We start from the raw sequence: 13,339 nt of genomic DNA on the forward strand, positions 1-13,339 counted from the left end.
GGGGCGCCGGGCGGGAATGCGGGGCCCGGCTCGGCCGCTGGGACAAGTGGCAACGATCATGGTGAGTGATCCGCTCGTGATCATGCCCCATGTTCCGCACAGCAGTTGAGAGGCCATCAGTGACCACCGCGTTCGATCCCGTAGACCTCGCCGGTATCCCGCTCGCCAACCGCATCGTCATGGCGCCGATGACCCGCAACCGCGCCACCGAGGGCGGCGGGGTGCCGACCGACTCGATGGTCGCCTACTACGCCCAGCGCGCCACCGCCGGCCTGATCGTCACCGAAGCCGCCCAGACCACAGTCGTCGGCCAGGGCTACCCCTTCACCCCGGGGCTGCACACCGCCGGGCAGGTCGACGGCTGGCGCCGGGTGACCGACGCCGTGCACGAGGCGGGCGGCCGGATCTTCGCGCAGCTGTGGCACGGCGGCCGGATCGGCCACCCGGTGCTCCTGCCGGACGGCCTGATACCCGTGGGGCCCTCCCCGGTGGCCGCCGACTGCCAGGTCTTCACCGAGGACGGGATGAAGGACTGCGTCACGCCGTACGAACTGACCGACGCCGAGATCCGCACCACCATCGACGAGTTCGCGGCCGCCGCCCGCAACGCCATCGAGGCCGGCTTCGACGGCGTGGAGATCCACGGCGCCAACGGCTATCTGGTGCACCAGTTCCTGGCCCCCAACAGCAACCGCCGCACCGACGCCTGGGGCGGCGGCACCGAAGGCCGGATCCGCTTCGCGGTGGAGGTGACCCGGGCCGTGGCCGGGGCCGTCGGCGCGCACCGCACGGGCCTGCGGCTCTCGCCCGGCAACCCCTTCAACGGCATCGACGAGCCCGCCCCCGAGCCCCTCTACACCGCCCTGCTCCAGGCCGTCGAACCCCTCGGCCTGGCCTATCTGCACGTCTGCGACGTCCCGGACCGCGATCTGCTGACCCGGCTGCGCAAGCACTTCACCGGCACCTTCGTCCTCAACCCCGCCAACGGCGGCCGCCCCACCGGCACCGAGGACCTCGGCCTGATCGAGGACGGCAGCGCCGACCTGCTGGCCTTCGGACGGCAGTTCCTGGCCAACCCCGACCTGCCCCGGCGGCTCGCGCTCGGAGGCCCCTTCAACACCCCCGACCGGGAGAGCTTCTACGGCGGCGACGACACCGGCTACCTCGACTACCCGGCACTGGGCCGCGACTGACCTGCCCCGCAACGGCGCGGCCGCCGCACAGACCTCGCTGTGCGGCGGCCGCGCCACCCGTTCCGTACATCTGCCGGCGTGCCGGCCCGCCGGCTACTTCACCGGCGTGAAGTCCCGCGCCCCGATGTACTCGGGACGCCGGACCGGCGCCTCGAAGGGCTCCACCGCGGCGTTGTCCACGCTGTTGAACACGATGAAGACATTGCTGCGCGGGTACGGCGTGATGTTGTCACCCGAGCCGTGCATGGCGTTGCAGTCGAACCACGTCGCCGAGCCGGCCTGGCCGGTGAAGAGGCGGATGCCGTGCTTGTCCGCCATCTTCGTCAGCACCTCGTCCGACGGGATGCCCGCGTCCTGCATCTGCAGCGACCGCTTGTAGTTGTCCTTCGGTGTCGCACCCTCACAGCCGACGAAGTGCCGGTGCGAGCCCGGCATGATCATCAGGCCGCCGTTGGTGTCGTAGTTCTCCGTCAGCGCGATGGAGACCGACACCGTGCGCATGTTCGCCAGACCGTCCTCGGCGTGCCATGTCTCGAAGTCCGAGTGCCAGTAGAAGCCTGACGCACCGAAGCCGGGCTTCACATTGATCCGCGACTGGTGGACATAGACGTCCGAGCCGAGGATCTGCCGCGCGCGGCCCACCACGCGCGGATCGGAGACCAGCTTGGCGAACACCTCGCTGATCTTGTGCACCTCGAAGACGGACCGGACGGTCCCCGCTTTCGGCTCGACGATGGAGCGCGGGTCCGCGCGCATCGCCGGGTCGTGAACGAGCCGGTCCAGTTCGGCGCGGTACACCGCGACTTCCTCCGCGGAGAGCAGCTCCCCGATGGCGAAAAAGCCGTCGCGTTCGAAGTCGCTCAGCTCGGACGGCGCGAACGGGCCGGCCGCTCCGGGCTGCGACCACACCACCGGATCCTTCCGCGGAGTGATGACCTCGGCGGCCCCACGGGTCGGGTACAGGTCGGCGATGCGCTCGGGTGCGGTGGTCATGGTGTTGCCTTCCTCTCCTCTCGTACGTGCTTTCGGGTTCGTGCTGGTGTTGCATGCCTCCTCGGCTGCCGGACGGGGCAGGCGGGCGACGCCGTCCCGGACGGTCTCAGACCGTCTCGGGCTCGGCCTCGGGCTCGGTGAGCAGCGGGTAGACGCCGTTCTCGTCGTGGTCCTCCCGGCCGGTGACCGGGGGGTTGAAGACACAGACGCAGCGGAAGTCCTTCTTGATCCGCATGGTGTGCTTCTCGTGGCCGTCGAGCAGGTACATCGTGCCCGGCGTGATCAGGTGCTTCTCGCCGGTCTCGTCGTTGGTGAGTTCGGCCTCACCCTCTACGCACAGTACGGCCTCGATGTGGTTCGCGTACCACATCGACGTCTCGGTTCCCGCGTACAGGGTGGTCTCGTGCAGCGAGAAGCCGACGCGCTCCTTGGCCAGGATGATGCGCTTGCTCTCCCACGTGCCGGACTTGGCCTTGACGTGGCGGTCGGTGCCTTCGATGTCCTTGAAGGATCGGACGATCACGGTGCTCGGTGCCTTTCTGTGAAACGTTAAGGAGCGCTGGGCCGGTCGGGTGTCCGGCCCAGACGGTCAGACGCGGTCGCGGACCGCGCGGGCGAGGATGCGAAGCCCCTCGTCCAGCTCCTCGGGGGTGGTCGTCAGCGCCGGGAGGAGCTTGACGACCTCGCTCTCCGGGCCGGAGGTCTCGATCAGCAGACCCAGCTCGAAGCAGCGTGCGGCGATCTTGTTGGCGAGGTCCTTGTCGAGGCACTCCAGGCCCCACACCAGACCGCGGCCGCGGTACTCGGCGAAGGTGTCCGGGTGCTCCTCGACGATGGCCTTCAGGTGCTCCTCGACGATCTCACCGCGGGCCAGCGTCTGCTTCTCCATCTGCCCGTCGGCCCAGTACGTGTCGAGCGCGGCGGCGGCGGTGACGAAGGCCGGGTTGTTGCCGCGGAAGGTGCCGTTGTGCTCGCCCGGCTCCCACACGTCCAGCTCCGGCTTGAACAGGGTGAGCGCGAGCGGCAGGCCGTAACCGCTGATCGACTTCGAGACGGTGACGATGTCCGGCACGATGCCCGCCTCCTCGAAGGAGAAGAAGGCACCGGTACGGCCGCAGCCCATCTGGATGTCGTCGACGATGAGCAGCATGTCCCAGCGCTTGCACACCTCGGCGAGCTGACGCAGCCACTCGGCGCGCGCGACGTTGATGCCGCCCTCGCCCTGCACGGTCTCGACGATGACGGCGGCGGGCTGGTTCAGACCCGAGCCGGAGTCCTCGAGGAGGCGCTCGAACCAGATGAAGTCGGGCGTCTGGCCGTCGAGGTAGTTGTCGAACGGCATCGGAGTGCCGTGCACCAGCGGGATACCGGCGCCGGCCCGCTTGAACGCGTTGCCGGTGACGGCGAGGGAGCCCAGCGACATGCCGTGGAAGGCGTTGGTGAAGGACACGATCGACTCGCGGCCCTTGACCTTACGGGCCAGCTTCAGCGCGGCCTCGACCGCGTTGGTGCCCGTCGGGCCCGGGAACATGACCTTGTAGGGCAGGTCACGCGGCCGCAGGATGATGTTCTGGAACGACTCCAGGAACGCCCGCTTGGCCGTGGTCGACATGTCCAGGCCGTGGGTGACGCCGTCCCGCTCGATGTAGTCGATCAGGGCGCGTTTGAGGACCGGGTTGTTGTGGCCGTAGTTGAGCGATCCGGCACCGGCGAAGAAGTCGAGGTAGGTGTGGCCGTCCTCGTCGGTCATCCGGCTGCCCTGCGCACGGTCGAACACGGTCGGCCAGCCGCGGCAGTAGCTACGGACCTCCGACTCCACGGTTTCGAAGACGCTCAGGTCGGGCTGGGTGATGGTCACAGCATGCTCCAGGGAGATGAGTGGCGAAAGAAGATCGAAGTCTGTGGGGGCGGGCGGACCGGCGGCGTTACGCGATGTCACGGGGGTGTCACCGGGTGGGTGCCGGTCCCGCGTGCCGTACGGGGTACGGACGGCGCGGCGCACGGGGCCGCGCCTGCGGGGTCGTCAGCGGCGGGGGCCAGGTGGCGGGCCGAACGGACCGATGAGGTGCAGCACCTCCGGCTCGTGGCCCTGCTCGGGGAAGACCCCGGCGTCGAAGAGCACCTCGCGCTCGAGGCCGGTTCTGTGGCGCTCGGCGAAGGACGCGAACAGCCGCATGGAGGCGGCGTTGTCCGGCGTGATGGTGGTCTCGACGTGACGAATGCCCAGTTCACGTACGGCGCGGGTGGTGAGCCCGTCCAGGAGGGCCGCCGCCAGCCCCTGGCCACGGTGCGCGTCGTCGACGGCGACCTGCCAGACGACGAGGGTCTCCGGGCGCTCGGGGCGGATGTAGCCGGTGACGAAGGCCGCCGGCTCGCCCTCCGCGTCGCGGGCGACGACGGAGGTGGCGGCGAAGTCCCGACACCACAGCAGGTAGCTGTAGGAGGAGTTGAGGTCCAGAGTCCTGGAGTCGCGGGCGATACGCCAGATCGCGGCTCCGTCCTCCACGCGTGGGGAGTCGAGCTTGAAGCCCTCCGGCAATTCTCTGATATCGCTTCGGGCACCTGCATGGTCTGCTTGTGCGGCGGTCATGGGAATTAAATTTACCGAGGGAAAAAGGAAATTGCATCGCGGGCAGGGGTTACGCACGAGATGTGGTTGTGTTATCGCGCGGGTGCGCACGAGCGCGCGATCCGGTCGCAGAATGTGGCGATTTGCCCCGGAAGTTTGGGGTGAAACGGGCACCCTGTGTAGTCGGTCACAGCTCCGTAACGCCCTTGAGATGCGTCCGAATTCTGATACTTGGCGCTAGCAAAATCTTGGCGTTTGAGGTGTGGAAAAGCGGGCAGAAGAATACGGGAAGCTATGCTCCTGAAGAATTGGGAATTCGCAACCGGAAGGCCTGCGCCAAGGCGTGCGGGAAGGAAATGCGGGTAGTCGCCCGGGTTTCCGGGAATCCACCGGCGGAATACGCACCCGCAGCCCGCCGCGGCGGGCCCTGGCCGGGCGCTGCACGGCCGGACCCCGGGCGCGGGTCCCGGCGGCCTAAAGTGCCGGTATGACGTCCATGAGCGAAGGTGCGGCGCTGCACCTCACGGGGAGGGTCCTGGTCGGGCCGGACGACGTGCGCGATGAGCTGTGGGTTCTCGGCGGCCGGGTGACGTTCGAACGGCCCAGTGGGGTGCGCGAGGTCACCACCGTCGGCGGCTGGGTGCTGCCGGGTCTGGTCGACGCCCACTGCCACGTCGGTCTCGACGCGCACGGCCCGGTCGACGCCGAAACCAGCGAGAAGCAGGCGCTCACCGACCGTGACGCCGGAACGCTGCTGATCCGCGACGCAGGGTCACCCTCCGACACCCGCTGGATCGACGACCGCGCGGACCTGCCGCGGATCATCCGTGCCGGCCGGCACATCGCCCGCACCAAGCGCTACATCCGTAACTACGCGCACGAGATCGAGCCCGAGGACCTCGTCGCCTACGTCGCGGAGGAGGCCCGGCGCGGCGACGGCTGGGTCAAGCTCGTCGGGGACTGGCTCGACCGCTCCACCGGCGATCTGGGCGCCTGCTGGCCCCCCGGAGCCGTCGCGGCGGCCATCGCCGAGGCGCACCGCCTGGGCGCCCGCGTCACCGCGCACTGCTTCGCCGAGGAGACCCTCGCCCCGCTGGTCGAGGCCGGTATCGACTGCATCGAGCACGCCACCGGGCTCACCGAGGAGACCATCCCGCTCTTCGCCGAGCGCGGCGTCGCCATCGTCCCCACCCTCGTCAACATCGCCACCTTCCCGCACCTCGCGGACGGCGGTGAGAAGAAATTCCCCCGGTGGGCCGGCCATATGCGCCGCCTCCACGCCCGCCGCTACGACACCGTGCGGGCCGCCTACGACGCCGGCGTCCCGATCTACGCCGGCACCGACGCCGGCGGCTCGCTCCCGCACGGCCTGGTCGCCGACGAGGTCGCCGAGCTGATGAAGGCGGGCCTGCCCGCCGAAGCCGCCCTCTCCGCCACCACCTGGGGCGCCCGTGACTGGCTCGGCCGCCCCGGCCTCACCGAGGGCGCCCCGGCCGACCTCGTCGTCTACGAGACGGACCCCCGCGCGGACGTCCGCGTACTGGCGGCCCCGCGGCTGGTGGTGCTGCGCGGGCGGGTGGTCGGGTAGGGGCGGCGGGGCGGATCCCCTACGGGATGCGTTCGCCCGGCCCCTAGGGGACCTACGGGGTCAGCCCGCTACCGCACCCGGCGTGCGGAGCGGGCCATGAAGGCGGCCACCGCCGCCCCCGACACGTTGTGCCACACCGAGAACACCGCCGCGGGCAGTGCCGCCGCCGGGCTGAAGTGGGCGGTGGCCAGCGACGCCGCGAGGCCGGAGTTCTGCATGCCGACCTCGAAGGCCATCGACCGGCTGGCCGGCGTGCCCAGCCGCGCCAGCTTTCCGGAGGCGTAGCCGAGCGCCAGCCCGAGCCCGTTGTGCAGCACCACCGCGAGCAGCACCAGCGCCGCCGCGTCCTTGATCGCCGCCGCGCTGCCGGAGACCACCACCAGCACGATCACCGCGATGGTCAGCGCCGAGACCCACGGCAACGCCCGCAGCACCTTGTCGACGAACCGCCCCGCGACGATCCGTACGACCAGCCCGGCGATCACCGGCAGCAGCACCGTCTTGAGGATGTCCGTCACCATCACCCCGGCGTCCACGTCCAGGAACTGCCCGGCGAGCAGCAGCGTCAGCGGAGGCGTGATGAGCGGCGCGAGCACCGTGGACACCGTCGCCACCGACACCGAGAGGGCCACATCGCCGCGGGCCAGGAACGTCACCACGTTGGACGCGGTCCCGCTGGGCGCGCAGCCGACCAGGATCACCCCGGCCGCCAGCTGCGGCGGCAGATGCAGCGCGGTGGCGATCAGCCACCCCAGCCCCGGCATGATCACGTAATGCGCGACCAGTCCCAGGCCCACCGCCCACGGCCGCTTGGCCACCGCAGTGAAGTCCGGCGGGGTCAGCGTCAGGCCCATCGAGAACATCACCACCCCGAGCAGCCACGGCACACCGGGCGCCCACCCCGTGAAGTGCGCGGGCCACAGCAGTCCCACCGCCCCGGCGGCGATCACCAGAAGCGGGAAGAGGGTGACCGCCCTGCGGGCCGCCCGGTCGGAGGCGGGGAGATCGCCGGACGGCGGGCCGGGATGCGGGGGCGCCTGGTTCGTCTGATCGGTCGACACGGCGAAACCCTAGCGGGCTTCTTCATGTACGGGACAACGAATTCCGGATGCCGGACGTCGGCCGTCGTCTTCCCGGGCCTCGGCCGCGGTCGCCCGACGCGCCGGTCCCGCCGTCGCGTTACCGGCTCTTGCGTACGAACTCGCCGAAGGCGCAGGGGAGTTCCCCGACCGCCACGTTCGTACCAGCCGTTGCCGAACGTATCAACGGCTCGGGTCACCCGTGCGGTGAGGCGGCTGGGGCGTGGGTGGCCCGACGAGTCACGGGAATCGAATGAAAACGCGGAAACCACCCCTTCAGGTGAACTCACTTCGCGTGGCTGCCCGTTCACCCTTGGTGCGTACACGATGTGCGGGTCGAGGTCGTCGGCCCGCGTGATGTCCCCCATTGGCGCGGCCGGCGGCTCCATTTCTCTTGTGGGGGTTCCACTCACGTGTCCACCAGTTCCACCAGCTCCTTCGGCATGCCCCGACGGCTCGCCGCGACCTTCGTCGCCGCCGCCCTCACGGCCGGTCCCGCCGTCCTGACGGGCGCCGCGCCCGCGTACGCGACCGGCGGGCACGGCACGTCCGGCGCGGTCGTGCTCCGTACCGGCCTGGACGTCGGGCTGCTCGGCAAGGCGCTCGATGTCCCGCTGCACGCCGTCCTCAATGAAGTGCACGCACCGGCATCCGCCGACAAGACGGCGCTCACCGTCGATCTGGACGGCATCAACCAGGGCCGGCCGTTCAGCGTGCTGCGCGCGGATGTCGCCACCGCGCGGGCCACTGCCGACCGGCACAAGGCCGAGGGGTACGCCAACCTCGTGCACGCCAAGGTGCATGTCCCCGGGCTGGGAGCGCTGTCCCTGGTAGAGGTCCAGCAGGTCACCGCGCGGGCGACCTGCGCGGTGGGGAAGCGGCCGCGGGCCGAGTCGAACGTGCTGGGCAGCGTCCTGGTCCTCGGCAAGAAGGTCACGCTGCGCGCCGGCGGGACGACGGACGTCAAGGTGCCGGGGGTGGGCGACGTACGGCTCGACCTGTCGCAGCGGCATGTGACGGGCGGCGGCGCGGCGGCGACCGCGCTGGAACTGAAGGTCGCGGTCAACCCGTTGAAGCTGAACGTCGCCGACGTCCGGGGGCGGGTCACGCTCGCCGAGGCGACCTGTACGACGCCGCACGGCAAGCCGCCCCACCCGGGCGGCTCCGGAGGCACGACCGGCGGCCAGAGCGACGGCGGGCAGTCGGGCGGCCAGAGCGGTGGCCAGAGCGGTGGCCAGTCGGGCGGTCAGAGCGGCGGCGGGCAGTCGGGCGGCCAGACCGGCGGTCGGACCACCGGCGGCAGCGGCGGCACCCAGGCCAACGCCCACCCCGGCTCCGGCGCCGACACCCAGAACCTCGCCGAGACCGGCGGCAGTTCGGCCACCCCGTATGTCGCCGGCGGCGCCGCCCTGCTGGTCGCCGCGGGCGCCGGAACGCTCGGCTACGCGCGCCGGCGCCGCACCGCGCAGGGCGGCCGCGGCTGAGGCAGAGGACGTGCCCACCCGCGCCGGTGCCGTGGGGGCGCCGCGTGCGGGCAGGGCCGGGGTGCGCTCCGCACGGCGCGCCTCACCCCTCGCCGGGGGCCTCGCCGAAGCGTCCTTCGGCCGGGCTCCCGGCGGGGTCCGGCCGAACGGCCGCGCCCGGCACCTCGGTCAGGACCTCGGCCAGCGCCGCCACGAACCGGTCCGTGGTGGCCCGGTCCCGGACCGCGAGCCGCAGCCACTCCTGACCCAGCCCCGGGAAGGTGTCCCCCCTGCGCACCGCGAAGCCACGCGCCCGCAGTCCGGCCCGTACCGCCGCCGCCTGCGCCAGGCGGATCAGTACGAACGACCCCTCGGCCGGCCCGACGGCCCGCACCGCGGCGAACTCGCCCAGCCGGGCCAGCAGATGGGCCCGGTCCCGGGCGATATCCTCGGCCGCCGCGGCCGCCTCCGCCAGCGCCCGCGGCGTACAGCAGGCCTCCGCCGCGGCCAGCGCCGGGCTGGAGACCGGCCACAGCGGCTGCGCCCGCTCCAGCGCCGCGATGATGCCGGGCGCGGCCAGCACATAGCCGATCCGCAGCCCCGCCAGCCCCCAGGTCTTGGTGAGGCTGCGCAGCACCACCAGGCCCGGCAGATCCCGGCGCCCGGCCAGCGACGCCCGCTCCCCGGGCACCGCGTCCATGAACGCCTCGTCGACGACCAGCGTCCGGCCGGGCCGCGCCAGCTTTGCCAGGACCTCGGCGGGATGCAGGACGGAGGTGGGATTGGTGGGGTTGCCGACGATGACGAGGTCGGCGTCCTCGGGGACCGCGTCCGGATCCAGCCGGAAGCCGTCCCGCTCGCTCAGCAGCACCCGCTCCACGTCGTGCCCGGCGTCCCGCAGCGCCGCCTCGGGCTCGGTGAACTGCGGGTGCACCACGACCGGCCGTACGGCCCCCACGGCGCGCGCGAGCAGGACGAACGCCTCCGCGGCGCCCGACGTCAGCAGCACCTCCTCCGCCGGCAGGCCGTGCCGCTCGGCGACCGCCCGGCGCGCCGCCCGGCCGTCCGGATACGCGGCGAGGCCGTCCAGCGACGCGGCGATCTCGGCCTTCAGCCAGGCCGGGGGAGTGCCCGCCCGGACATTGACCGCCAGATCCGTGAGGTCCGTCAGGTCCGCCGGGCCGCCGTCCGCGCTCCGTACCTCGGCATCGCCGTGATGCCGCAGATCGGGCTCATGGGGCGCCGCGGCCCCGGTGTCAGCGAGCGCCCGCATGCTCGTCCCGGCTCGGCTCGTCCCCGCCCTGATCGTCCAGGCTCCGGTCGTTCCCGCCCCGCTCGTCCCGCTCCCCGCCGTCCGCGCTCCGGGCGTCCTCCGCCACCGCCCGGCGCCCGCTCGGCAGCGCCTCGCCCGCCACCGTCTCGCGGTAACGCTCCATGACCACCTCGGCCACCTCGGCGGGCGTGCCGATCACCCCGGCACCCAGCACCTCCGTGTCCGGGTGCACCGCCGCCCAGCCCTCCGTCTGCATCCGCAGCCGCTCCAGCAGGCCGCCGGGGAAGAAGAAGTACGGCAGGACCACGATCCGGCCCCTGCCGCCGGTCCCCGGGGCCAACGAGGCCAGCGCCGTGCACCGGTCGAGGCCTGCCGGGACGTCGGGTGCCGCCTGCGTCACGAACGCCGTCTCCACCCCTGCGAAGCCGCGCCCCTCCCACAGCAGCCGCGCGGCCCGTACCGCCTCGGCGTTGGCGTACGGGTCGGCCGACCCGCGCCCCACCAGCAGCACCGTCGTACGGGCCCGGTCCTCGGGCCGGCGGGCGCCGCCGCCCAGGGCCTCGTCCAGCCGCCGCTCCAGCACATCGAGCAGCTTGGGATGGGCACCCAGCTCGGCGCCGCAGGTGTAGCTGAGCCCGGGGTGGCGCCCGGCCGCCTCTTCCAGCGCGGCGGGCAGCGTCTGCGCCACCGGCCCGGTCGGGGCCGGCAGCAGCGGTATGGCGGCGATGCGGGTCGCGCCCCGCTCGGCGAGCTCGTCGACGGCGTCGCCCAGCGGCAGCGGCGAGTGCGGCGTGCCGAAGAACCCGCCGGCGACGGGCACTTCCGGATGCCGGGCGGCGAGCACACGCACCAGCGCGCGCAGGGCCTCGGCCCCGCCTTCGTCACGGTTGCCGTGACCGGCGATGAGCAGTGCGGGAGGGGTGGTCACTAGGTCTCCTTGGTACCGGTGGTATCGCTGTGGGGTGCCTTGTCGCCGATGCCCGTCGTCCGCCGATCCGGGCCGCCGCGGGGCGGGTTGGGGGAGGTCATGACGATATCGGCACCGGGCGAGGGGGCGGCGGGCGCTCCCTCCCTACCAGCGGTAACTGCACCGCACTGTGTTACTGCTGCCGCCGCAGCGAGCGCGCACGTCGCCCGGGCGGGCCGCCCCTGCGGCGCCGACTTCCGCTTGCCGGCGATCAGTTCGGCGCCCGGCCCGGCGGCCAGCAGCGCGGCGGCCTCGGCGACGCTCGGCGTCCCGACGGCGGCCGCCGCGAAAGGGGACGGATCCGGCACCCGTACGGTGGCCAGCGCGTCCGCCGGGAACGACCGCAGCGGCACCCCGAGCCGCCGCGCCGCCCCGATCAGCCCCGGCTCCGCCGCCCTGGCCGACACCGTCGCCAGCGCGGCGACCGGCCGGCCCGTACAGCCCGCCGCCGCGAGCGTGGCCGCGAGCAGGTCGACGACCTCGGACACCGCCACGCCGCGGCTCGCCCCCACGCCGGCGACCAGCGGCGCAACGAGTTCGCCGGCGTCGTCGGCCGCCCGGCCGCTCATGGCGCGACGGCTCCCCGCCCGAAGGCCACCCGGCCGTGCCGCCCCTCCAGGACGGCCGCGCGCCTCACGGCGGGCCCGGCCGTGACCGGCTCCCCCGGCCACCGAACGCCCGGCACCCACCGGACGCCCGTCAGCGCGGCGGCCTCGGCGACCGTGCCCGCCGGATCGGGGGCCGCGTGAACGAGAGGGCCGAGCGCCGCTCCGGAGCCGGCCACCGCGCCGCCGCCCGTCATCGCCCGGCGCCCGGGGCCGTCGTCCGCCGCGCCGCGCTCCCGGCCAGCCGGCCGGCCAGCGACGGCTCCGCCGCCCAGTGGACATGCAGATACGAGGCATGCACCCCGCCGCTCACAAAGCCCTCCACCCGCCGCTCGGGATGCGTCAGACCCCACGCCGGACGGGCGCCCGCACCCGGCTCCAGGACCGTGCGGTGGAACTCATGGCCGCGCACCCGCGTCCCGGCCACGGCCAGGGCGTTGTCCTCCAGCGCCACGGCCTCCCGGTATCCGAGCGTGAGCCGTTCCGTCATCCGGGCGTCGGCGGGCAGCACCCCGCACATCGGCTTCCCGTCTATGGACCGGGACAGATACAGCAGCCCGGCGCACTCGGCGGACACCGGCGCCCCGGAGGCGGCCAGCGCGGCCACCGCCGCCCGCAGCGGGGCGTTCGCCGACAGATCCGGTGCGTACATCTCGGGAAATCCGCCGCCGATCACCAAACCCTGCGTACCGGGCGGAAGTTGCTCGTCCCGCAGCGGATCGAAGGGGATCACGTCGGCGCCCGCGGCGGTCAGCAGCTCGGCATGCTCGGCGTACGAGAAGGTGAAGGCGGCGCCGCCCGCGACGGCGATCAGCGGCCGCCCGCCACCCGCCGTGCGTGCCCCGGCCCGCGACACCTCCACGGCCGGATCCCAGGGGGTGTCCGGCAGCCGCGGCACCTCGCGCGCCAGCGCCAGCAGCGCCTCCAGATCGCAGCCCTCGCGCACCCGCGCGGCCAGCTCGCCCACCGACTCCACCGCCTCGGCCCGGCGTTCGGCGACCGGCACCAGGCCCAGATGCCGCGAGGGCGTACGGGCCGTGGGCGTACGCCGCAGCGCGCCCAGCACCGGCACCCCGGAGGAGTCCATCGCCTCGCGCAGCAGCTCCTCATGGCGGTCCGAGCCGACCTTGTTGAGGATCACCCCGGCGAGCCGTACCTCCGGATCCCACGACGCGAAGCCGTGCACCAGAGCGGCCACCGACCTCGACTGCGACGAGGCGTCCACCACCAGCACCACCGGCGCCCGCAGCACCTTCGACACCTGCGCCGTCGAGGACAGCTCGCCCATCCCCGACGCACCGTCGAACAGCCCCATCACGCCCTCGACGACGGCCAGGTCCGCGCCCGCCGCGCCGTGCAGGAACAGCGGCGCCAACCGGTCCACGCCGCACAGATAGGCGTCCAGATTGCGGCCGGGACGGCCGGTGGCCAGGGAGTGATAGCCCGGGTCGATGTAGTCGGGGCCCACCTTGTGCGGCGAGACCACAAGGCCCGCCTCGGCGAACGCCGCCATCAGGCCCGTGGCCACCGTCGTCTTCCCCGCGCCCGAGGACGGCGCGGCGATCACCAGCCTGGGGACGGCACCCGCATTCATCACACACTCACCTTT

Annotated in this window: 13 protein-coding genes; 3 read left to right on the forward strand and 10 right to left on the reverse strand. The window is 72.8% G+C overall.

The window, feature by feature from the left end:
* Positions 1-119 precede the first annotated feature (119 nt).
* Positions 120-1,193, forward strand: coding sequence for an alkene reductase (locus ACIRPT_RS30920; protein WP_403833030.1), 1,074 nt, complete (start codon positions 120-122; stop codon positions 1,191-1,193).
* Positions 1,194-1,286: 93 nt separating this feature from the next.
* On the opposite strand, the gene thpD is transcribed toward ACIRPT_RS30920, so the two are convergent.
* The 4 genes from thpD to ectA all read right to left on the reverse strand — a co-directional run bounded on the left by thpD (position 1,287) and on the right by ectA (position 4,776).
* Positions 1,287-2,186 (reverse strand): ectoine hydroxylase, encoded by a 900-nt coding sequence (gene thpD / locus ACIRPT_RS30925; RefSeq protein ID WP_403833033.1) that lies wholly within the window; start codon positions 2,184-2,186, stop codon positions 1,287-1,289.
* Positions 2,187-2,292: 106 nt separating this feature from the next.
* Positions 2,293-2,709, reverse strand: coding sequence for an ectoine synthase (locus ACIRPT_RS30930; protein ID WP_362712624.1), 417 nt, complete (start codon positions 2,707-2,709; stop codon positions 2,293-2,295).
* 66 nt (positions 2,710-2,775) lie between these two features.
* Positions 2,776-4,044 carry a diaminobutyrate--2-oxoglutarate transaminase gene (ectB, locus tag ACIRPT_RS30935; RefSeq protein ID WP_403507353.1) on the reverse strand — a complete coding sequence of 423 codons (1,269 nt, stop codon included), beginning with the start codon at positions 4,042-4,044 and terminating at the stop codon, positions 2,776-2,778.
* Positions 4,045-4,209: 165 nt separating this feature from the next.
* On the reverse strand, positions 4,210-4,776 hold the full coding sequence (gene ectA, locus ACIRPT_RS30940; protein WP_403507355.1) for a diaminobutyrate acetyltransferase: 567 nt from the start codon (positions 4,774-4,776) through the stop codon (positions 4,210-4,212).
* A 475-nt stretch (positions 4,777-5,251) separates the two neighbouring features.
* On the opposite strand from ectA, the gene ACIRPT_RS30945 reads away from it, so the two are divergent.
* Complete coding sequence (locus tag ACIRPT_RS30945; RefSeq protein ID WP_403833172.1) at positions 5,252-6,343, forward strand: amidohydrolase family protein; 1,092 nt, start codon at positions 5,252-5,254, stop codon at positions 6,341-6,343.
* Positions 6,344-6,411: 68 nt separating this feature from the next.
* On the opposite strand, the gene ACIRPT_RS30950 is transcribed toward ACIRPT_RS30945, so the two are convergent.
* Positions 6,412-7,404 (reverse strand): bile acid:sodium symporter family protein, encoded by a 993-nt coding sequence (locus ACIRPT_RS30950; RefSeq protein WP_403833037.1) that lies wholly within the window; start codon positions 7,402-7,404, stop codon positions 6,412-6,414.
* 461 nt (positions 7,405-7,865) lie between these two features.
* On the opposite strand from ACIRPT_RS30950, the gene ACIRPT_RS30955 reads away from it, so the two are divergent.
* Positions 7,866-8,906, forward strand: coding sequence for an SCO1860 family LAETG-anchored protein (locus ACIRPT_RS30955; RefSeq protein ID WP_403833174.1), 1,041 nt, complete (start codon positions 7,866-7,868; stop codon positions 8,904-8,906).
* Between the two features lie 82 nt (positions 8,907-8,988).
* On the opposite strand, the gene cobC is transcribed toward ACIRPT_RS30955, so the two are convergent.
* The 5 genes from cobC to ACIRPT_RS30980 are packed head-to-tail and all read right to left on the reverse strand — an operon-like array spanning position 8,989 to position 13,324.
* Positions 8,989-10,158 carry an Rv2231c family pyridoxal phosphate-dependent protein CobC gene (gene cobC / locus ACIRPT_RS30960; RefSeq protein ID WP_403833039.1) on the reverse strand — a complete coding sequence of 390 codons (1,170 nt, stop codon included), beginning with the start codon at positions 10,156-10,158 and terminating at the stop codon, positions 8,989-8,991.
* Positions 10,142-11,086 carry a sirohydrochlorin chelatase gene (locus tag ACIRPT_RS30965; protein WP_403833042.1) on the reverse strand — a complete coding sequence of 315 codons (945 nt, stop codon included), beginning with the start codon at positions 11,084-11,086 and terminating at the stop codon, positions 10,142-10,144. The genes cobC and ACIRPT_RS30965 overlap by 17 nt, the downstream gene beginning before the upstream one ends.
* Entirely contained in the window at positions 11,086-11,694 is a 609-nt protein-coding gene (locus ACIRPT_RS30970; protein WP_403833044.1) for a cobalamin biosynthesis protein, read from the reverse strand. Before ACIRPT_RS30970 ends, ACIRPT_RS30965 begins: the two co-directional genes overlap by 1 nt.
* The gene (locus tag ACIRPT_RS30975) at positions 11,691-11,927 is read right to left on the reverse strand and encodes a hypothetical protein (protein WP_403833047.1); all 237 of its coding nucleotides are present in this window, start codon (positions 11,925-11,927) and stop codon (positions 11,691-11,693) included. The genes ACIRPT_RS30970 and ACIRPT_RS30975 overlap by 4 nt, the downstream gene beginning before the upstream one ends.
* Positions 11,924-13,324 carry a cobyrinate a,c-diamide synthase gene (locus ACIRPT_RS30980; protein ID WP_403833049.1) on the reverse strand — a complete coding sequence of 467 codons (1,401 nt, stop codon included), beginning with the start codon at positions 13,322-13,324 and terminating at the stop codon, positions 11,924-11,926. Before ACIRPT_RS30980 ends, ACIRPT_RS30975 begins: the two co-directional genes overlap by 4 nt.
* Positions 13,325-13,339: the final 15 nt, after the last annotated feature.

It is taken from the genome of Streptomyces sp. NPDC101227, assembly GCF_044767545.1.
Lineage (GTDB): Bacteria > Actinomycetota > Actinomycetes > Streptomycetales > Streptomycetaceae > Streptomyces.